The sequence below is a fragment of the Microbacterium sp. Leaf151 genome, assembly GCF_001424225.1.
In the GTDB taxonomy this organism is placed as follows: domain Bacteria; phylum Actinomycetota; class Actinomycetes; order Actinomycetales; family Microbacteriaceae; genus Microbacterium.
In genome coordinates, this window is record NZ_LMOR01000001.1 from 592,790 (window position 1) to 611,172 (window position 18,383).

Sequence of the window (18,383 nt, forward strand, 5' to 3'; positions counted from 1 at the left end):
CGCGTCGAAGGGCCTCGCACGGACGGTGGATGCCGTTCGCGCGAGGCCCTTCGACATACGTTCCAGACCGTGGGCGGTTGAAACGCGCTTACCTTCGCCCGATACGGCTGCTCGCAGCATCTGTCCACAAATCCGAGAGCGTCAGTTACCCGCTTCAGCGCATGACGGATTAATGCGTGGCAAACGTGTCATCTCGGGTCTGTGCCGGCGCGCCATCATGGCCGCCACGCACACGACGAACGAGCTCAGCGAGTTGGGGTACGACAGCGGCTTCTTCATCCAGCGCCTTCTCGAGCTGCAGCACGGCGTGTGGGCTCAAGCGAAGCACGTGGTCTTCAAGGAGAACAGCGCGTGCACGCTCCATCGCAGTTCCCAGCACGAAGGCGGACAGATCCTGCTGCTGCTTGGCGGCAGCTGCCCTCAGCAACTCGAGCGCTTCCGGCGAGATGCGCATGTTCAGGCGCTCAGAGCGACCAGTCTCTTGGATATCCACGATGGGCCTCACGTTTGTACTCACTTGGTATGTACAGCGTGCATCACGCGGTTTCGAAAGTCAACTTCAGCTGCTTCGTCGTGAGGAAGAGGTGCAGTTCGTCGTCCTCGAAGGCCGTGAAGCCGGAACGGCGGTAGAACACGGATGCATCGCGGTCGATGGCATCGACTACCACGACTTCGAACCCGATGGAGCGCGAGACCTCGATGAGTCGCTGCAGAGCATCGACCAACAGGAAACTTCCAATGCCCTGCCCTTGCACGTCCTCATGCACCGCGAGACGCGCAATCAGCATTGCGGGAACGGGGTACCGCCGCCGCCCCACGCCGTAGACGGAGGCCGCATCATCGAGATCCAGTTCATACGCTTTCGTCGCGTAGTACCCGACAAGCTCGTCATCATCTGTGAGCGCCAAGAACGTGCGAGTTGTGTCGTTGCGCTCGGACTGTCCTGCGTACCGCTCGATCCACTCGTCGAGGTCGGGCTTTCCGCACCGGAAGCCGTCGCGCCGGATACTGCGTCGGAATGGAACAATCTCAACTGACATCGAGCCCCCTGTGATCAGACTCACGTGGATGCCGTCGCCCCCATGGACGAGTCAGGTCGAGCCCGAAGTGCCGACCCGCTCCTTGCATCAGTCTGTGAAACGTTCCTACACGACAACCTGAGCCGGAGTCGACCGCAATTGGCCATCAACGACAAGGGCCACAAGAAGGCGCCCGAAGGCGGCCCCTTGTGGCCCTCTCCGCCTGAAAGCAGCTAGCCCTCAGGGGTGAGGGAATGCCTCGACCTTGCTGTCCAGCGGCACCCGCCACAACGGGACGTTCCACGCGGCAGTGCCGTCAGCGGGGACTCGGTCCGTGTAGGTGAAGTCGACTCCGACGATCTTCCCGCCGCCGTCACGGGCGATCACATCGATGCGAACCATGTCCTGGTCTTCGGTGAAGTTGCTGGTGGCGGCGCCGTTGACGGTCATCCAGTCATACTCGGAGCCGGTCGTCACTTCGCCCAGCGTGAAGGACCCGGTCTCAGCGGCGGGCGAGTAGGCCGCCGCATCCGCGGTTGGCGCGTGAACCTCAATGCGGTCGATCTGAGCCGAGCCAACGCTGGCGCGAGCATCCTTGCGCTGCGCTCGTGCTGACCAATTCACCCGATCGAAAGGCTGATCGTCCTGTGATCGAAGCGTCTAGCATCCTGAACATGGGGCTTCGTCCGCGGGTTCGTCGGTTCACTGTCATCGCCTGTGCGGCGCTCCTCATGGGAAGTTCGCTGTGGCTGACCTGGCAGTCTGCGACGCACTGGGCGGAGTGCGCCGGCGCTGACAGGGAGAACGTGAACCCGCCATGCGCTGAAGCGATGTCTTCGTACACATCCGCTCCGGTGTTCGATCTGTGGGTCGTCTTGACAGCCCTTGTCGCGGCCGTCGTCATCTTCCGCGGAGTATCTCGCGTTCCCGTCGGCCTCGCGGCTGTGGCGATGATCGCGATGGCATGTCCGCTTCTCGATCCTGGGGCCTTCTGGGTGCAGTGGGGAAGCGCCGATGGAGTCCCCGGAAATGGCCTGTGGACCGCGCTGTTGCTCGCGACGACGAGTCTGATTCTGCTCGCCCCTCCGGTGAGGGCGCGTGCGGACATGTCGAAGGTGGGGAGCAGCGAGCCCGTAGTGAGATCTTCTTCCGCCGAGCGATCAGCGTGAGCATCGCCGGTCGAGATCGGTCTGGGACAGGCCCGCTGAACCGCGGCGACGAGCGCGGCTACACCGACTACCCGTTCCTCCAGGGCTGACTCGCGCCGAAGGGCCTCGCACGGACGGTGGATGCCGTTCGCGCGAGGCCCTTCCTCGTGTCCGGTGACGCCGGCCCCGGTGGGGCTCAGCCCACCGACGCCCGGATGCTCGCCCGCTTCCGGGCCTCGCTCTCGAGCTTCCGCTCCGCGAGGTCGACGATCGTGTCGAGCTGTGCGCGCGGGATGAACACGACGCCGTCGGCGTCGGCGACCACGACGTCGCCCGTGAGCACTGCGACTCCCCCGATCGCGACTGCGCCGCCGATCACCCCGGGACCGTTCTTGTAGGGACCGGCTGGCGTCACCCCGCGGGCGAAGACGGGGAGCCCGAGCTCGCGGATGGCGTCAACGTCACGCACGCACCCGTCGACGACAAAGCCCGCCACCCCGAGACTCAGGGCCCGCTCGGCGATGAGGTCGCCGATCAGCGCCCTCGTGGTGTCGCCGAAGCCGTTCAGCACGATGACCTCGCCCGGCTGGACGACGTCGAGCGCCGCGTGGACGATCTGGTTGTCGCCCGCCGCCGTGAGCACGGTCAGCGCCGGTCCCACCAGACGCGCACCCACCCAGGTCGGTGAGATGCCGGCATCCGGAGACCCGAGGCGCTGCATCGAGTCGACGACCGCCGAGGCGGCCAGGGGCGCGAGGCGCTCGCGCTCGGAGGCGCTGAGGGGAGCGCGCTCGATGACGTTCGTCGCCACGGCCGAGGTCACGGCGAGACCTGCAGCAGTTCGTCGATGATGGGCGAGATCGTGGCTTCGCGCTCTTCCCAGAGCTTCGCGACCTCGGCTCCCGGCATCCAGGATGCGACGGTGGCGGCGTTGGTGAGCTTCTCGATGACCGCGGGGTCTGCCGCGGCGACCTCGAGGGCGGCCTCCAGCGAGGAGCGGATGTTCTCGGGCGTCTCCGCCGGCACCGACAGGGTGAAGCGGCTGTTCATCGGCGCCACCTCGAAGCCCTCGCCGGACAGCGTGGGCACGTCGGGCATGAGTTCGCTCTGCTCGTCGTCGACGATCGCCAGCAGGCGGATGTCGCCGGACTTGTACGGGCCGTAGAAGCTCGACACCCCGCCGAGAGCGAAGTTCACCTCGCCCGACATGACCGCGGCCACCTTGTCGGCACCGCTGTTGTAGTGGACGATGTTGAACCCCAGGTCGAGTTCATTCTCGAGGATCCGCAGGTTGACGTGGTCGTCGCCGGCGCGCGAGTCCGTGCCCGCCGTGATCGTGCCGGGGTCGTCTTGGACGGCGTCGAAGAGGTCGTCGATGGTCTTGTAGGGGCTGTTCGCGGCCACGCCGATCACGACCGAGTTGGTGGCGAACGAGCCGACCGGCAGGAAGCTCTCGCGATCGAAGGTGGCGTTCTTCGAGGGGTCGAGGTAGCGACCGAGGATGGACGGGATGTTCGTGTAGCCGAACGTCGTCCCGTCGGGTGCCGAGGTGGCGAGCTTGCTGAGGCCGACGACCTGGCTGCCGCCCTCGAGGTTCACGACCTGGATGTTGGCGTCGAGGGATTCCTGCATGGCCGGCGCGACGATGCGGGCCAGGATGTCGTTGCCGGCACCGGCGGCCGAGGGGACGATCCATTCGATGTCGGTTCCGGCGGCGGGCCAGGCCTCGTCGGCGCCGTCGCCGCTCGAGGTCGATCCGGTGGCGGACGAGCATCCGACGAGGGCCACGGCAGCCAGGGCTGCAACGGCGCCGAGGGTCAGGGAGCGGATTCGCATGCTGTTTTCTCCTTCTGGTGGGGATGACGAATGTGTCGGGATGACGAGGGTGCGGGGACGGGACTAGGCGTCGACACGTGCACGGGAACGGGAACGCGACCGCGACCGCACGAAGGCGGCGAGGGCGGGGCGGCTCGCTCCGAGCGCGACGGCGAGGGCGCAGACCACGAGGAGGCCGGTGGCGATCGGGCTGCTCGTGAACACTCCCCAGTCCCCGCGCGAGAGGGCGAGTGACCGCTGGAAGTTCTCCTCGAGCATCGGGCCGAGGATGATCGCGAGCACGAGCGGCGTCAGCGGCACGCGCAGCAGGTGGAAGACGTACCCGATCACGCCCGCGGCGACCATGACGAAGATCTCGAAGGTGCTGCCGTTGATCGAGTAAGTGCCGAGGAACATGAACGCGAGGATCGCGGCCATCAGGTAGGCGAACGGCAGGCGGAGCACGGCGATCCAGACGCGCACGAGGGGCACGTTGAGGATCAGCAGGATGACGTTGCCCACCAAGAAGCTGGCGATGATGGCCCAGGCGACCTCGGGGTTGTCACGGAACAGCAGCGGTCCCGGGATGAGCCCGTTGACGGTGAACGCCCCCGCCATGATGGCGACCGTCGCCGATGTCGGGATACCGAGGGTGAACAGCGGGATCATCGACGAGACCGCGAGGGCGTTGTTGGCCGATTCGGGCCCGGCGACGCCCTCCATGGCGCCGCGGCCGAACTCGGAGCGGTGCTTCTTCGAGAAGCGCTTCTCGGCGGCGTACGAGGCCAGCGACGTCGCGGCTCCGGGAGAGCCGGGGAGCAGGCCCATGAAGAAGCCGATGATCGAGCCGCGGAAGAAGGGCTTCCACGAGCGGCGGAAGTCGTCGCGGGTGGGGTAGAGCCGTCCGATCGAGAGGGGCTTGGCGATGCCGCCGGGGCCACGCTGGGCCTGGGCGAGGATCTCGCTGAGGCCGAAGGCGCCCATGACGATCGCGACGAGGCCGATGCCGTCGAAGAGCTGCGGCATGTCGAATCCGAAGCGCACGATGCCGACGCCCGGGTCGAGGCCCACGGTGGCGATCGCGAGGCCGACGCCGGCGCTGATGAGCGCCTTGGCGGGGTTGCTGCCCGCGAAGCTCGTGATGAGCAGCAGCCCGAGGAACGACACGAGGAACAGCTCGGGGGCGCCGAACTCCAGCGCGATCCGCGCAAAGGGGGCGACGAGCACGAACCCGACGACACCGACCAGCCCGCCGATGAATGACCCCACCGCGGCGATCACGAGGGCCGGGCCGCCGCGCCCGCGCTTGGCGAGCTCGTAGCCGTCGAGGGTCGTGGCCACCGACGAGGCTTCGCCGGGGATCCGCAGCAGGACGGCGGTGATCGTGCCGCCGAAGGCCGCGCCGTAGAGGATGGCGGCGAGCATGATGATCGCCGTCGTGGGCGAGAGCCCGAACGTGACCGGGATGAGCAGCGACACGGCTGCGGCGGGCCCGAAGCCGGGCAGCACGCCGACGAGCATGCCGAGCACGCAGCCGAGGAGGGCGAAGAGCAGATTCTCGGGGGTGAGGACGGTGAGGAGTCCTTGGAAGAGAGCGCCGAATTCCATGTCAGAGGCCGATCATCCGGAGCACGGTGATGCTCGAGTGCGGGAGGGCGGTGCCGAGCAGGTCGGCGAAGACGAACCGGCTGATGACGGCGACGCCGACCGCGATGAGAAGGGCGACCCACCAGCGGCGAGCGCTCACGAGGGTCATCACGCTGAAGAGGAGCAGCGTCATGGTGAGGAGGTACCCGAGCACCGGCAGGAGGATCGCCGCGAGCACGAGCGATCCCGCCACGATGGCCACGCGCAGCACTCCGCGACGGTCGGGGAGGGCGATGTCGTCGTCTTCCTCATCGATCCCGTCGACGACGAGCACGCCGATCGCGGTGTCGGTGGGCGGGTCGACGCGGTTGCCCTCGAAGGGCGTCCGCGCGTCGAGCTCCGACCGGTTCGCCTCGCGGCGCTGCGCAGCAGCCGCACCGAGCAGCTGCAGCGCCCAGAGCACCGCGCCGAGGGCGATCGTGGCTCCCGCGACGACCGGGAAGAACCCGGCGCCCACCCCGGTCACGTTCGTCAGGCCGTAGCCGAAGCCCGACACCATGACCGCGATGCCGGCGACGGCACCGATAGCCACGACGGACCACTCCAGATACTGCCGCGCCCTCGTCGGGGACGAGGTTTGCACCACATCAGACGCCATCGTCATCCGCCTCTCTGCGGGTTTCGTGCTAGGTGTGTGTGCAAGACCGTTGTCGGAACTTGCGCACTTGCACAGGATTGCAGGATGGTCCAGACTTGTCAACAACCGACCCGCTCGATCGGCGTCGTGCCTCGAAGGAGAGAACATGAGCTTCCGCGCCGTCGCGACTCGCAACACCGCCGCCCTGAGCACCACGGAGCAGAAGGTCATGACGGTGCTGTTGAGCGCCGCGACGTCGTCGACGACGGCGGCCGACGTGGCAGCCCAGGCCGGTACGCACGAGTCGACCGTGGTGCGTCTCGCGCAGAAGCTGGGCTACCGCGGGTATCCCGACCTGCGCCGCGACCTCCGCGCCGACGAGGTGAACCCCGCGCTCTCCGGTGCACCGATGCGGCAGGAGTCCGGGGCCGACCTGGCATCCTTCGTCGCCGACGAGCGAGCCGGCCTCGAGCGCCTGTCGGAGTTCGTCCCCCAGTCCGCGATCGACGCGGCCGCTCGCGACATCGCCGGCGCCGGAGTCGTCTACATCTTCGCCAACGGCGACGCCCGCTCGCTGCAGGAACTGCTCGCCCGCCGCTTCCGCCGGTTGGGGATGGTCGTGGTCACCCTCTCGCCCCAGGCGAAAGACCTCGCCGAGCGCTTCGTGCCGTTCGACTCCACCAGCATCCTGATCGGCTTCGCGTTGCGCGAGACCCCGCGCATGCTCCCCGCCCTCATCGCCGAGGCGCAGCGCCGACGCGGACGGAGCCTGCTCATCACCGACGTGCCGGGCGCGCAGTTCCGGCCCGCTCCCGACCACCTGATCGCGGCCCTCCGCAGTGCCGACAGCGAGTACCGCACCCTCTTCGTGCCGATGGCCATCTGCTACGCGCTCCAGCTCGCGGTCTATCACCTCGACTCCGAGCGGTACCACGCCGTGCGCGAAGACATCGACGGCCTCACCCGCATGCTCGGCGGCACCGACGAGATCCCCCTCCGGCCGTGACCGGCCCCGCCTGGCGGGCTGCGCTCAGCACCCAGGCGGCGCTGTCGCAAGCCTCGTGGGTCGGCGTCCGGTTGATGGTCGGCTACCGGGCGCTCGAGCTGGGCGGGGATCCGCTGCTGCTCGCCGCACTGGCGGCATCCTTCGCCGTCCCGACGATCGTCGCGGCGCTTCCCGCGGGCCGCATCTGCGACCGCGTCGGCGGCAGCACCGTCGCCTTCGCCGGCCTCCTCATCGCCTCGGCCGGCGCGATCGTCGTGCTCGCCCTGCCGTCGACCGTCCTGCTGCTCTTCGCCGCGACCCTGACCATCGGCTTGGGCCACCTCTACGTGATGATCGGCCAGCAGACCTTCGTCGCGCACGCGAGTCGCGGGGGCTCGATGGACAGCGGCTTCGGCACCCTCAGCGCCGCGGCATCCATCGGTCAGCTGATCGGCCCTCCGGCCGTCACCATCGCCGCGACCCTCGCCACGCGCGATGAGCCCGACACGACCGCGGGCTTTGCCGTCTGCCTCGCCTTCACGGTGCTCGCCACACCGCTGATCCTTTTCCTGCGCCGCGGCGACGCGCACCGCCGGGCCGCGACCGTGAAGGCCCCGCGTGCCCCGCTCTCGGCGGTGATGAAGGCCCCCGAGCTGTGGCGGGCCCTCGCCGTCAGCGGAGCCGTGCTCGTCACGGTCGACCTGCTCTACACCTTCGTGCCGCTGTGGGCCGTCGATAAGGGCATCGCCCCGGTCACCGTCGGCCTGCTGCTCGCCCTGCGCGCCGTCGTCTCGGTGGTCAGCCGGCTCGGTCTCGCCCGCATCGTCGCGCGATTCGGCCGCCGCACCCTGCTCATCGTCGCGATGCTGATGGGCGTCGCGAGTCTCGTCGCCCTGCCCTTCGCGAACCAGTGGGGCGCGATCCCCGTGATGATCGCGCTCGGCATCGCCCTCGGCCTCCCCCAGCCCCTGACCATGGCCTGGACGACCGCGATCACCCCGCCCGCGGTACACGGCGCCGCCCTCGGCCTGCGCCTGACCGCCAACCGCGTGCTGCAGGTGCTGATCCCGGTGAGCGTGGGCCTCGCCGCCGGCCCCTTCGGACTCGTGGCGATCTTTTGGTCGAACGCGGCCGTGCTCGCCGTGGGGGTGGCCATTGTGGCGACGTCGCGTACGAGCGACCGCGACGGCCCCGGGGGCGAAACGTCGGGTTAGCCGGATCCCCACCCGGAATACGAACCACGCCAACGGTTCCGGCCCCTATGACGACCGAGCCCGCATTCGAACGCGCTCTGGCTTCGCTGGACGTGAGGCCGGGCGACGCGCGCCGGCTCTCCCTGGGGGCGGGTGACGCGCTCCCCCTCGCGCCGGGTGCGGCGACGCTCGTCTTCGTGCGCGCCGGAGAGATCACCGGGCGCACGTCGCCGGGCTCGGCGTGCGAGGTGGATGCCACCTCGGGCGCCACCGAAGCCTCCCGTGGAACGCGAACGCTGCTGGCCGGAGACGCGTTCTTGACCCTTGGGTGCGGCGCTCCTCAGCTGCTGTCGTAGTCGAGCGCCGAGGTGAGCGTCATCCCGTTGACGATCACGCCCACCGTCGACACGCGCGCCCTGCCGCCTCGTGTTCATCAGCGGCTTCGCTGCCGCCGAACCCGCGGCGGCGCACCTCGCCGCGCACCTCGGCTCACCTTCTCCGGATGCCGACCGGCCCCGGTCCGAAGATGAGACGATCTGCCGCCTCACGGTGACCACAGTTCTCCTGTCGGCGCTGCGTGCGTGGGCGATGGGCGACCGTTCGACGGCGTGGCCGCCGCGACCCGACGATCCGTTCCTCGCGCGGGTCGTCGCCGCCGTGGTCGACGACCCCGGGCAGGAGTGGACGCTCGACAGCCTGGCATCCCTCGGCGCCATGTCGCGCTCAGTGTTCTCGGCACGCTTCCGCGAGGCGTTCGGCAGCTCTCCCGCGTCGTTCGTGACCGAGGTGCGCATGCGGAGGGCGAAAGAGCTTCTGGATGCCGGAACTCCCGTCTCCGAAACGTCATGGGCTCTCGGCTACACGTCGGACGAGGGCTTCAGCCGCGCCTTCCGTCGCCACACCGGGATCGCACCCTCGGCGTGGCGCTCCGACGCCCGGTCGCGGGCGTCTGTCTAGCGACCCAGCGCCGCCTGCGCACGCCGCGCGTTCAGCGACAGGCCGAACAACGCGGCTCCGACCACGAGCAGCACGATGCCGATGACGTCCACGGGCACGACGCCGATCGTGTCGACGAAGATGCCGCCGACGCCGGCCGCGATCATGATCGCGAGCTGGAATCCGGTGACGGCGAGGCTGCCGCCTGCTTCGAGGCGGTCGGGCATCCGGTGTCCGACCCACGTGTTGACGATGATGAGCCACGACGAGAAGAAGAAGCCCCACACGGCCGCAGCCCCGGCCACCGCGACGGTCGCGGGGAACAGCACGACCACCCCGATGGCGAGGGCGATCACCAGCGGCCCGACGACCGCCAGCCGCCCGAATGCCCGGTCGACGATCACCCCGACGACGACGTTACCGACCAGCCCGCCCACCCCGAATAACGCGAGCAGCAGCACGATCGTGCCGGCGTCGACGTCGGGGATGCGTTCCAGCGAGAGACGCACGTACGTGTAGGCGACGAAGTGCCCCAGCACGATGAGCACGTGCCCGGCCATGCCGCCGCCCACGCCGGGCCTGCGGAGGGTGTCGACGAGCAGGCGCAGGCTCGACGCCGCAGCGGGCGGGACCGGAGGCAGCGCAAGGCGGACGGCGACGCCCACAAGGGCCGTGGCGATACCGATGAGCAGGAACGCAACTCGCCAATCGAGCGCTTCGCTCAACGCCACTCCGATCGGCACCCCCGCCACCGTGGCCAGCGAGACTCCGGCCGACCCGAACATGACCGCTCGACCGATCCGGTCCGGGCTCGCCAGACGCGCGGCGACGGTGATCGACATGGCCCAGAACGCGCTGATGGCCGCACCCAGCAGGAATCGGGCGATGAGGATCGCGACCAGGCTGAGAACCAGCGCGACCACCAAGTTCGACACCGTGGCGGCCGCCGCGGCCCCCATCAGCAGAGAGCGGCGATCAAGGCGCGGAAGCAGGAGCCCGACGGTCGATGCCACCAAGAGACCGGCGAGAGCGGTGACCGTGACCGTCTGCCCCGCCTGGCCGGGAGTGATCCCGAGCGACAGCGCCATCTCGGTGAGCACCCCGTTCGGCAGGAACTCCGCCGTCACGAGAAAGAAGCTCAACAGCATCACGACGATGAGCCCGCCGTACCTCATCGAGGCCGTCGAAGCGAGCGGAACGAGTGCGGTCGTGGTCATGTTCCGATCCTTGCGCCGCCGCGGCGGTCGCGCCCGACCGTCCATCCCCGGCATCCGACTCTTCGTCCGGGGACACGCGGTCCCTACGAGCGCGGCGACACCGATGTGGTCGTCCACGGCCGCCGACACCGCTCCGGCATCCGGCGCCGGGCGTGCAGCCGCCCCTCCGAGGTGGCGCAGCTCGGCGACGAAGAGCCCCGGATCCTCGGATGCCGCCACGAACGCGGCAACAGCCCCCTCGGGCAGCGACGTGAGCATCCGGTGGCGGGTGACCGCGGGGGTCGGCTGCGGCGGGTCCATGTGCACGCGCACGAGGGCGGCCGACGGGAAGCGGCCGAACGTGTCGATCTCGGGCGCCAGGTCACGCAGGGGACGCAGCAGCTCCTCGGCACGGTCGTCGGTCTCGAGGATCGCGCCGTCGATCACGGCGACTGACCGCCCCGAAAGTAACGGCGGCAGCTCGGGCAGCGGCGGCAGGTGCAGCACCCTGGGGGTCGAGGTGACGGATTCGGGGACGGCTGCCGTCCACTCCGCCCACGCGCGACTCACGGCCGGCGTGAACGAGGCGTCCCACAGCAGCATTCCGGCGAATACGTCGGCGTGGGGCAGCATGTCGATCTAGAGCGAGACGACGATGCCGAACGAACCCGCGCCGCCGCGCACGCCCAGAACAAATCGGTGTTCTCGTGGGCGCTCGCGCGCACCAGCGATCCGTCGGCGGTGACGATCTGCACGGCCCGCACGGCATTGCACTAAGCGCTGAATCCCAAGAATGGCGGCGGCTCGGCTCCAGCTCGCCGCGTACCTCGGTTCCGAGCACGGGGCCATCGCGTCGGTTCGCGCAACACGCCGTCTTCGCTCCCGCCGTTCTCGGGTGGGAGATGCTCGGTAGTGTCCCCTTCAACGATGCTTGAGGCCGGGGGGCTGCAGTGGGAAAGATATACCGACCATTCACGCTCGCGCGCGCGGGGGAACTCGCTGCGCTGGCGAGGGTCAGCGGAACAACGAGCGGCGCTTTGCTGCCAGTGTTCCAAATCGCCCCACGTACGTGGGATTACGAGAAAGAGCGGTACAGCAAGACAATTTCGGCGCATTTGGCACCTCTGCCGGAGAAACTTGCCTCGGTGTGGGGCGGCGGGTCCGGATACGTGGACGTCTCGATGCTCGACTCGGAACCGATCATCGACGGCCAGCACCCGCTGGCGTGGCTAGCGGCGCAGACGCGCGTCGTGGGTACTCAACTCGCACCGCTCGTGGAGGCGTCGTCCTCCGCATCTGCGAAGGCGGCCGCGGCAAACCTGCACGTTGCGCATGGAACCGGCGTCGGTATCCGACTCCGTCAAATCGACTGGACCACGATTGACCCTGCCCGACTCACGACGCTGCTCGGAGACCTGGGTGTAGCCCCCAACGTGGTCGATGTGTTCGTCGACTTTGAAGGCGCAGAAGGGGCCGTGATCGAGGTCGCAGTTATCGCGGAATTGACCTCCTTACGCGCCCTCGGCCCATTCCGATCGATAACAGTCGGCGGCGCGGGCTTTCCAGATGTGAATGGTGTGCCCCGCGGGACGACCGAGTACCCACGTGATGAGTGGCGCATCTACAGCGCCGTCCGTGCGAAACTCGCGTCGATGAGCCAGCCGACACCAGACTTCTTCGACAACCTCGTCCTCAAGCCGGACACCATTGAACTCGGCGTAGACCCTCGCTTCATAAGCATTAGCGCGGCTCTGCGCTACACCGTGACTAATGACTACCTTCTCGCGAAGGGAGAACTGTTCAAGGGGCAGGGCGGGTCGGGCAAAGGTGGGGCGGCGCTCATCCCCGCGCTCGATGAACTCACTCGTCACGCGGAGTACGCAACGCCCGTGCGCAGTCAAGCCGATGACTGGATCGAAGCCGTCGTGGCCGGCTCTGCCACTCCGGGCAACCCCGGGAAATGGCGTGAGTGGGGCACGGTCAGGCACATTGAAGTGGTAGCGTTTCAGCTCTCCACCCTGACCTAGCCTTCACGCGCTCGCGTACGATCTGGCGGACCTCCGCGGAATCCAGTGAGTCGCACAGCCGGTCCCAAAGCACACGGTTCGGCTTGCTGCGCACACCTGCCGCGATGCCCCGCAGTTCCAGTTCGTCTAGTGCTTCACTCCGCCATAGAAGGGTGCATAGCAGCCGCGGCTCCACGCGAGGGTTCGGCTGTGGCTCGCGGACTGTCCGCAGGACGACAGGGTCTCCGCCGGTCATGGGAACTGCCTCGATCACGCCCCACCAGCGTGGGAGGAGCTTCCTGGCTTTGGCCGCATGGTTACGTGCCACTACGAGGGTCGCGTAGTCAAGGACAGCCGAATAGACCTCGACCTGTCGGGGAAGCCGACGGAGGGTGTCGCTTGCGCTCTTAATCTCGAATCCGGCGAAGGAGCCATTCAACACTGCAGTGTCAACTCGCACTTGGCCAGCAATCGCCAGTTCGTCAACGATGCGGGTCTGGTGACTCTCGTTGTGGTGTTGCTCGCGCAGCCATTGGTGAAGTGCCAGCCGCACGTCTGCATCGCGCATCAGTCGCCTTCCCTGGTCACCCTGCGGATGATGCTCGCACACATGGTCAGCAACACTACGCATCTAAATTCCTTTCCGCGACGAGATGTTGCGTACGACACGGCGACGCGCGATGCATGACGCGCAGCCGTGGCGAGCCGCGCAGAGCACGCCCGCCTCAGCTCGCCAAGACATGCGACGCGATACGGCGGATCCTGCGCGCCGTTAGATCGCGGTGGGGGGCCTGCTTGCTGCCCAAAAGCTGCCCCGGTCGCCACCCGTCGCGTGAGCGACCATCACATCCCCATCCCTGGCAACACGCTCGAGGTTCCCTTCACCGGCGGCGGGGCGATCGATGCCTCCTAGATCCTCGCCGCACGCCGCATGTCCGGCCGTGACGCGCGCACGGCGTTCAGCCTGCGGCAGCACAGCAGGCAGTTGAGCCGCCGGTGACACACTGCGCCAGCTCGCGTCAGCCTTCAGTTGCCGGACGCCGGGAGCCGTCTTGACCACCAGTAGTGCCGGTGGGTTGAACGCTGGATCCGGACGCTCATGGGCCCGCGTCGTGCGCATCCGCCAGCGGCTGGGTACAGTGGCGAAGCTAATCAACGAAGGAGCTCCACGTGTCACATAGCATCCGCGCGGCCACGTCGGAGGACTTGCCTGAATTGCTCGAGCTTGAGGTAGCTCTCTTTCCTGGCGCTCATCCCGTATTCGCTGCCGACTTCCCCCTTGACCAGTTTGAGGTGACTGCGATGGCTTCGATTCTGGTCGCAATGGACGGAGACGAGGCGGTCGGCTTCGCTTTTGCCCACCCATTGCCGCTCGAGGGGGTCGGGACGGCCTTCGTGCGAGCGCGATATCTCGAGTACGTCGGAGTGCTTCCCGACCACAGAGGTCGCGGAATTGCTTCCGACCTGATTGACCACATCGAGGCCGACGCACAATCGAGGCGGGAACTGGTCTTGACAGCACACATACCGAGGTCGGCGGTATCGCTTTACAGGGGTCGTGGTTGGACCATTGATAGTGAACAGTTTGGCGTCGCTTGGATCGAGAAGGGGTCGGCGGGTTTGTTGCTGGCCGACGGCGTCGACCCGGACCCGGCCTATCCGATCGTGGCACATAAGGTGATAGTTCCCAGCGCACTGCTAGACCGCTATCGCTTTCCGCGCCGGAGCGGTCGACCTGTCCTAGACGCCACCCTCGAGCTGAAGCGTCGCTTGCAAACAGGAGTCGGGCCGATGGAGCAAGCGTTACCGCCACGGGTAGCGGAAGCGGTCGCCGGCTTAGACAACCCCGAAATTCGCGCGCTGATTCCGCCAGAACGGGGCGCGTTTGGGCAGCGCATTCAAGTCGAGGCAACAGAGCCGACGGAGAGCTGAGTGGCGAGCGCCGGGGGTCTGCAAACAGCAGCGCATAGCCCTAACGGCCGACGCGCGTCGCGAGCGCACTGTGCAAACACTCGGTGTAAGCCGAGTGCAAATGGCATGGAAAGATTGGTTCTGTGTGAGCGCCAATCGGGAGCTTCGCCGTGCGGGTATCCAGGTGCAAAATTTTAGGGAGGCGATCTGAACCTCGCGCAATGGACTGCTCGAACAGGAGGTTGAGGTGCTGCGCCGGGCGACGGCGTATCTGTCGCAGGCGCATCGGCCCGGGAAAAGGCTCTACCCGCTCGTGAAAGAGCTCGCCTGTGACGGGATCCCTGTCACGGTGACGTGCCGGGTCCTCACGCTCTCCCGCCAGCCGTACTACCGGTGGCTGAACCAGCCCATCACGCGGGCGGAGTTGGTGGAGGCGTACCGCGCCGCGACGATCCGGAGTTCGGGCACCGGCTCCTCGCTGATGAGGCCCGCGACGCCGGTCAGGGCATGGCGGATCGGACGGGCCGTGCGCCCTGAGAGCTTCCCTGGTGAGCTAGCGGGTGACACGACGTTCAATATAATGTGACATGTACTCGCGCAGCGCCGGATCACACACGTACACATACGTGCCACGAATGCCCCTCGTCAGTAGAACGCCGTAGATATTTCGGATGAATTCCAAGAGGTCGTCGTCGGAGTAGACGATCCCGCGTTGCTTGTTGTTCTCTTTGCCCTTGGCGTCCCGATACGAGGCGCGGTGGACGTAAAGCCGTCGGGAGCCTGGGTCGTAACGTAGGTCGTTGCCAATGATGACGCCTGCATAGTTGAGGTCGTAGCCCTGGACGGTGTGAATCGACCCAACCTCGTGGATGGATGCTGGACTGTTGATCCAGTCCTTGGCTTGACTGTTCCAGCGGAGGCGCACGCCGTCCAACTCGATATCAAACGCTTCCTTGTGGCGGTTGCTCTTCCACTCCCACGCGTAACCGGCGACCAGTCGGGCAAGGCCATGCTCGTCGTTGCGATTGAGGATCTCTCGTCGCATCGCAGCGAGGTTGTCGAAGAGCCGTAGGTCGTAGTCACCGAAGTCGGGGCCCTCCGTCGCATTGGACTGTCCCCGCAGCAACTCCCGAACAAATTGCACATAGTCGGCGCCAGCACGCACGCGCATCTGGGTGGACAGTGGGTACCGGCGATGTGTCGACCGTGCCTGGTCCACGAGCGAGCGTAGGACGCTCGGAGGCAGGTCAGCCGGTCTCACAGTCTGCTCAACGTCGACCAGATAGATCTGGTGCCGGCTCTGAGCGCGGATCCAGTCCAGCTGCGACTTTGATGGGTCGTCAACGCGAAAGAGCTTCTGGTTGATCGTGATGAACCGCTTGTTGTTAACGCCCGACGACTGGTTCGCGCGCTGGTTCAGGCGATGAGTCTCGTCGACAATGAGCAAATCCCATGGCTGATCTGATAACCCCACGTCGAAGGGCGTCACGATCTGAGCCTCCGTGACCTTCGGTGTCTTCTTGAACACACGCTTAATGGATTCACGCAAGGACTGCTGAGGTACTACGAAACCGATCCGAAGGCCCGCGAGCAACTCGCGATTGCCGGAGACGAAGAAGTCGGCGAACATCGAATCCGGTTCGACTTCTTCCGCATCAGCGTGGTCACGGATGTCCGCGAGGAGCTTCATCAGGAAGATCGCGACAATGGTCTTACCAGTGCCAGGCTGTCCCTCAATCACGCTCGCGGAAGACGCTCCGCTCTTGATGTCAGCCAGGAGCCCTTCCACGATATCTTCGACGGCGATCGCTTGCTCCGGCGTGAGCACTTTGAACGGCGACAGCTTGAAGAGGTCGCTGTTCTCGATTTCAGGGATACTGCGCTGGAAGACTCCTTCTGAACGCAGCTTTTCGAAGATGTCGCGGAAGCTGTCCCGGTAAAGGTCGCGCTCGTAGTACCGAGCATCGATGATCCCCTCGTTGCCGTTCATTACCGTGAACTGTCCGTCTCCGGCGAGCCAGCGGATCAGGTGAGACTCCAGATCGAGGCACGCCGATTTGTTGAAGGTGTCGTCGATGACTACGCGCACGCGTCGGAATTCGTTCTTGGCGGGGTTGGCGCGATGCTGACGTATGCGTGCAGCAGCGTTGACCGTCTCACCGACGTACACGGCCCCGGCACCAGCCGAGTCGGCACCATCAAGCAGATACACGACGGGCCAATTTCTTCGACGCTCGTCACCCGCCACCCAATCCGAAATCGCGCCCGACGTGAAATTCAGGCGCTCAATCTCAAAGGGCGTCATACTTTGTGCTCCGTCCCCTGGCCCGATCGGCCGGGTACTTCTCCCGAGTCGCGACGAGTTTCTCGAGCACGATCTCGTCGAGGTCAACCCCGAGCCGTGCGGCGAGCAGCATGCAATAGGTCACGACGTCAGCAAGCTCGGCTCGCACCTGCGCCTCGTCCGCATCGTCGCTCCACTGGAAGCACTCCAGTAGCTCGCCCGCCTCAATCGCAATGCTCTTGGCCAGGTTAGTCGGAGCGTGAAACTGGGCCCAGTCACGCTCTCGAACGAATTCCTCGAGAGCCCTCTGAACACGCTCACTCGTCACGATTGCGACCGTATCAGGGTGTGTGGACGCGGGCCCCGCGAGGCGACGTTCGCGCTCGTCTCAGTGTCCCCCGGGCTCTGAGTTCCTAAGCCACTCCCCGGCCAAGCGGCCCACAGCTGGTCCAAGGACCCGGGCGCCTCGCAGGCGGCGGGTGCGCCGGAATCACATCGCCCGTAGCTTCGATACACGTAGTCCACGCCGTCGAGCCATCATCGCGCAGGATCATCATGGCGCGAACACTGCGCTGAAGGGTGCAGATGCATGTGCCAAGCTAGGGAGCACTCAAGACGGGTCCAGAGCTGGGGTTTTCAAGACAACGCGCGGGCAGCGCTGCGTCGTAACGGCCGTGGGTTGCTGGGTCGTCGCCCTGGACGCTGCGGCGCCTCGGCGCCGCTACCTGGCGGCCAGTCCCAGCAACCTCTCCAGACCGTCCTCCGTGATGATCGGAATCCACCAGGCACGCGCCCGTCGCGCCTTCCCCGACATCGAATCGGCGTCGGCGGCCACGAGCACCTAGGCCTTCCTCACCATGCTGTCCTTCGGGATCAGGCCTCGCTCGATGAGCATGCAGAACCCCGACGCTCGATCTCGGCGTATCTCGCCGGTGATGACGACGGTGCCGCCCGGCGACAGGCGGAAGCCGGTGGTGAGAGTCGGTGTCGCGGCATCCGGTCTCGAGGCGGCGCCCGCGATCGTCTGCGTCGATCTCGAGCAGGCCACCGATCGTCTGAATATCAGCCCACTCGGCAGCGGTGAGCTGGTCGTCCGCCCAGGCCGCAGAAACCAGCCCGTCGAAGTAGGCGCGGTGAAGACGGCGAACTGCGGTGCTCGACCGGTTCGGCTCCGCGGCGGATCGGATGAGGTCGTCGGTCTCGGTCGCGGACATGTACCGATCGAGAAGGACACGGTCGAGCAGATCCAGGTAGTCGAGATTGAGCGCGCCGTCGTCGACGGCGTCGGTCGCCACGTCCGCGTGCAACCGTTCGAGAACCGATCGTGGGGCCGTGTCGGAGTCCGTGCGCGCCAGCCGGGCCGTCGTGTCGAACGGCTCGTCCGGCCCCTCACCTAGGGTCGCGAGCCAGCCATCCCACCAGGCGGGATCGTGACCCGAGCCGATGTAGGCGCGAAGCAGCGCCGCCGCAGCGAGAGCAGCCGCCGACGCCCCATGAACGTTTTCCATCGCGTATCCGACGGCAGCGCTGCAGTCGGCGAGGCTCCGATTGCCCGGGGGACGTGCCCGCGAGCTGCATCGTGCACATCCAGTACTCGTAATCCGGACACATGAGACCGGCTCGCCGGGGGCGGCACCCCGGTGCCGAACCCTGTGGCTCACCACGG

At 66.9% G+C, this 18,383-nt stretch carries 19 protein-coding genes and 1 pseudogene; 8 read left to right on the plus strand and 12 right to left on the minus strand.

Annotated elements, in window-relative coordinates; translation table 11 throughout:
* Positions 1 to 169 precede the first annotated feature (169 nt).
* From ASF76_RS02640 to ASF76_RS16940, 3 genes are all read right to left on the minus strand, one after another.
* The gene (locus ASF76_RS02640; RefSeq protein WP_156459092.1) at positions 170 to 493 is read right to left on the minus strand and encodes a type II toxin-antitoxin system TacA family antitoxin; all 324 of its coding nucleotides are present in this window, start codon (positions 491 to 493) and stop codon (positions 170 to 172) included.
* Positions 494 to 536: 43 nt separating this feature from the next.
* Positions 537 to 1,064 (minus strand): GNAT family N-acetyltransferase, encoded by a 528-nt coding sequence (locus tag ASF76_RS02645; RefSeq protein WP_156459093.1) that lies wholly within the window; start codon positions 1,062 to 1,064, stop codon positions 537 to 539.
* Positions 1,065 to 1,259: 195 nt separating this feature from the next.
* Entirely contained in the window at positions 1,260 to 1,496 is a 237-nt protein-coding gene (locus ASF76_RS16940; protein ID WP_156459094.1) for a hypothetical protein, read from the minus strand.
* 353 nt (positions 1,497 to 1,849) lie between these two features.
* Here ASF76_RS16940 and ASF76_RS16945 point away from each other — a divergent pair, with 353 nt between their 5' ends.
* Entirely contained in the window at positions 1,850 to 2,188 is a 339-nt protein-coding gene (locus tag ASF76_RS16945) for a hypothetical protein (RefSeq protein WP_156459095.1), read from the plus strand.
* Positions 2,189 to 2,363: 175 nt separating this feature from the next.
* Here ASF76_RS16945 and ASF76_RS02660 read toward each other — a convergent pair whose 3' ends face one another.
* The 4 genes from ASF76_RS02660 to ASF76_RS02675 form a co-directional block, all read right to left on the minus strand.
* On the minus strand, positions 2,364 to 2,990 hold the full coding sequence (locus ASF76_RS02660) for a methyltransferase (RefSeq protein WP_235561216.1): 627 nt from the start codon (positions 2,988 to 2,990) through the stop codon (positions 2,364 to 2,366).
* Positions 2,987 to 4,003 carry a tripartite tricarboxylate transporter substrate binding protein gene (locus ASF76_RS02665; RefSeq protein ID WP_055952488.1) on the minus strand — a complete coding sequence of 339 codons (1,017 nt, stop codon included), beginning with the start codon at positions 4,001 to 4,003 and terminating at the stop codon, positions 2,987 to 2,989. Before ASF76_RS02665 ends, ASF76_RS02660 begins: the two co-directional genes overlap by 4 nt.
* 63 nt (positions 4,004 to 4,066) lie before the next feature.
* Positions 4,067 to 5,590, minus strand: a complete 1,524-nt coding sequence (locus tag ASF76_RS02670; protein ID WP_055952492.1) for a tripartite tricarboxylate transporter permease — start codon at positions 5,588 to 5,590, stop codon at positions 4,067 to 4,069.
* 1 nt (position 5,591) lies between these two features.
* Positions 5,592 to 6,161, minus strand: a complete 570-nt coding sequence (locus ASF76_RS02675; RefSeq protein WP_055952495.1) for a tripartite tricarboxylate transporter TctB family protein — start codon at positions 6,159 to 6,161, stop codon at positions 5,592 to 5,594.
* Positions 6,162 to 6,372: 211 nt separating this feature from the next.
* On the opposite strand from ASF76_RS02675, the gene ASF76_RS02680 reads away from it, so the two are divergent.
* The 4 genes from ASF76_RS02680 (at position 6,373) to ASF76_RS02695 (ending at position 9,341) form a co-directional block, all read left to right on the plus strand.
* Positions 6,373 to 7,212, plus strand: coding sequence for a MurR/RpiR family transcriptional regulator (locus ASF76_RS02680; protein WP_055952498.1), 840 nt, complete (start codon positions 6,373 to 6,375; stop codon positions 7,210 to 7,212).
* Positions 7,209 to 8,405: an MFS transporter gene (locus tag ASF76_RS02685; RefSeq protein ID WP_055952501.1), complete on the plus strand. Its 1,197-nt coding sequence runs from the start codon at positions 7,209 to 7,211 to the stop codon at positions 8,403 to 8,405. Before ASF76_RS02680 ends, ASF76_RS02685 begins: the two co-directional genes overlap by 4 nt.
* Before the next feature lie 47 nt (positions 8,406 to 8,452).
* Positions 8,453 to 8,740, plus strand: a complete 288-nt coding sequence (locus ASF76_RS02690) for a hypothetical protein (protein WP_055952504.1) — start codon at positions 8,453 to 8,455, stop codon at positions 8,738 to 8,740.
* A 193-nt stretch (positions 8,741 to 8,933) separates the two neighbouring features.
* Positions 8,934 to 9,341, plus strand: coding sequence for a helix-turn-helix domain-containing protein (locus ASF76_RS02695; RefSeq protein ID WP_162240798.1), 408 nt, complete (start codon positions 8,934 to 8,936; stop codon positions 9,339 to 9,341).
* On the opposite strand, the gene ASF76_RS02700 is transcribed toward ASF76_RS02695, so the two are convergent.
* Positions 9,338 to 11,149 (minus strand): MFS transporter, encoded by a 1,812-nt coding sequence (locus tag ASF76_RS02700; RefSeq protein WP_235561217.1) that lies wholly within the window; start codon positions 11,147 to 11,149, stop codon positions 9,338 to 9,340. The two genes, ASF76_RS02695 and ASF76_RS02700, sit on opposite strands and share 4 nt — an antisense overlap.
* Before the next feature lie 317 nt (positions 11,150 to 11,466).
* Between ASF76_RS02700 and ASF76_RS02705 the strand changes: the two genes are divergently transcribed.
* Positions 11,467 to 12,543 (plus strand): beta family protein, encoded by a 1,077-nt coding sequence (locus ASF76_RS02705; RefSeq protein WP_082484803.1) that lies wholly within the window; start codon positions 11,467 to 11,469, stop codon positions 12,541 to 12,543.
* Here the strand turns inward: ASF76_RS02705 and ASF76_RS17705 are convergent.
* Positions 12,497 to 13,153, minus strand: a complete 657-nt coding sequence (locus ASF76_RS17705) for a sce7726 family protein (RefSeq protein ID WP_442922749.1) — start codon at positions 13,151 to 13,153, stop codon at positions 12,497 to 12,499. The genes ASF76_RS02705 and ASF76_RS17705 overlap by 47 nt on opposite strands.
* A gap of 539 nt (positions 13,154 to 13,692) precedes the next feature.
* Here ASF76_RS17705 and ASF76_RS02710 point away from each other — a divergent pair.
* Positions 13,693 to 14,454: a GNAT family N-acetyltransferase gene (locus tag ASF76_RS02710; protein WP_055952514.1), complete on the plus strand. Its 762-nt coding sequence runs from the start codon at positions 13,693 to 13,695 to the stop codon at positions 14,452 to 14,454.
* Between the two features lie 205 nt (positions 14,455 to 14,659).
* Positions 14,660 to 14,919, plus strand: a pseudogene (locus ASF76_RS17710) (IS3 family transposase); the annotation flags it as partial.
* Between the two features lie 67 nt (positions 14,920 to 14,986).
* On the opposite strand, the gene ASF76_RS02720 reads toward ASF76_RS17710, so the two are convergent.
* The 3 genes from ASF76_RS02720 to ASF76_RS16955 all read right to left on the minus strand — a co-directional run bounded on the left by ASF76_RS02720 (position 14,987) and on the right by ASF76_RS16955 (position 18,225).
* Positions 14,987 to 16,738, minus strand: coding sequence for a DUF2075 domain-containing protein (locus ASF76_RS02720; RefSeq protein WP_055952520.1), 1,752 nt, complete (start codon positions 16,736 to 16,738; stop codon positions 14,987 to 14,989).
* On the minus strand, positions 16,725 to 17,045 hold the full coding sequence (locus ASF76_RS02725; protein WP_055952523.1) for a nucleotide pyrophosphohydrolase: 321 nt from the start codon (positions 17,043 to 17,045) through the stop codon (positions 16,725 to 16,727). Before ASF76_RS02725 ends, ASF76_RS02720 begins: the two co-directional genes overlap by 14 nt.
* A 271-nt stretch (positions 17,046 to 17,316) precedes the next feature.
* Positions 17,317 to 18,225, minus strand: a complete 909-nt coding sequence (locus ASF76_RS16955; RefSeq protein WP_156459097.1) for a hypothetical protein — start codon at positions 18,223 to 18,225, stop codon at positions 17,317 to 17,319.
* Positions 18,226 to 18,383: the final 158 nt, after the last annotated feature.

Excerpts from the sequence above, each read along its gene's own strand:
- ASF76_RS16955 (WP_156459097.1), bottom strand. The coding sequence starts at position 18,225 with ATGGAAAACGTTCATGGGGCGTCGGCGGCTGCTCTCGCTGCGGCGGCG.
- ASF76_RS02720 (WP_055952520.1), bottom strand. The coding sequence starts at position 16,738 with ATGACGCCCTTTGAGATTGAGCGCCTGAATTTCACGTCGGGCGCGATT.
- ASF76_RS17705 (WP_442922749.1), bottom strand. The coding sequence starts at position 13,153 with ATGCGTAGTGTTGCTGACCATGTGTGCGAGCATCATCCGCAGGGTGAC.
- ASF76_RS02665 (WP_055952488.1), bottom strand. The coding sequence starts at position 4,003 with ATGCGAATCCGCTCCCTGACCCTCGGCGCCGTTGCAGCCCTGGCTGCC.
- ASF76_RS02670 (WP_055952492.1), bottom strand. The coding sequence starts at position 5,590 with ATGGAATTCGGCGCTCTCTTCCAAGGACTCCTCACCGTCCTCACCCCC.
- ASF76_RS02700 (WP_235561217.1), bottom strand. The coding sequence starts at position 11,149 with ATGCTGCCCCACGCCGACGTATTCGCCGGAATGCTGCTGTGGGACGCC.
- ASF76_RS02680 (WP_055952498.1), top strand. The coding sequence starts at position 6,373 with ATGAGCTTCCGCGCCGTCGCGACTCGCAACACCGCCGCCCTGAGCACC.
- ASF76_RS16945 (WP_156459095.1), top strand. The coding sequence starts at position 1,850 with ATGTCTTCGTACACATCCGCTCCGGTGTTCGATCTGTGGGTCGTCTTG.
- ASF76_RS02690 (WP_055952504.1), top strand. The coding sequence starts at position 8,453 with ATGACGACCGAGCCCGCATTCGAACGCGCTCTGGCTTCGCTGGACGTG.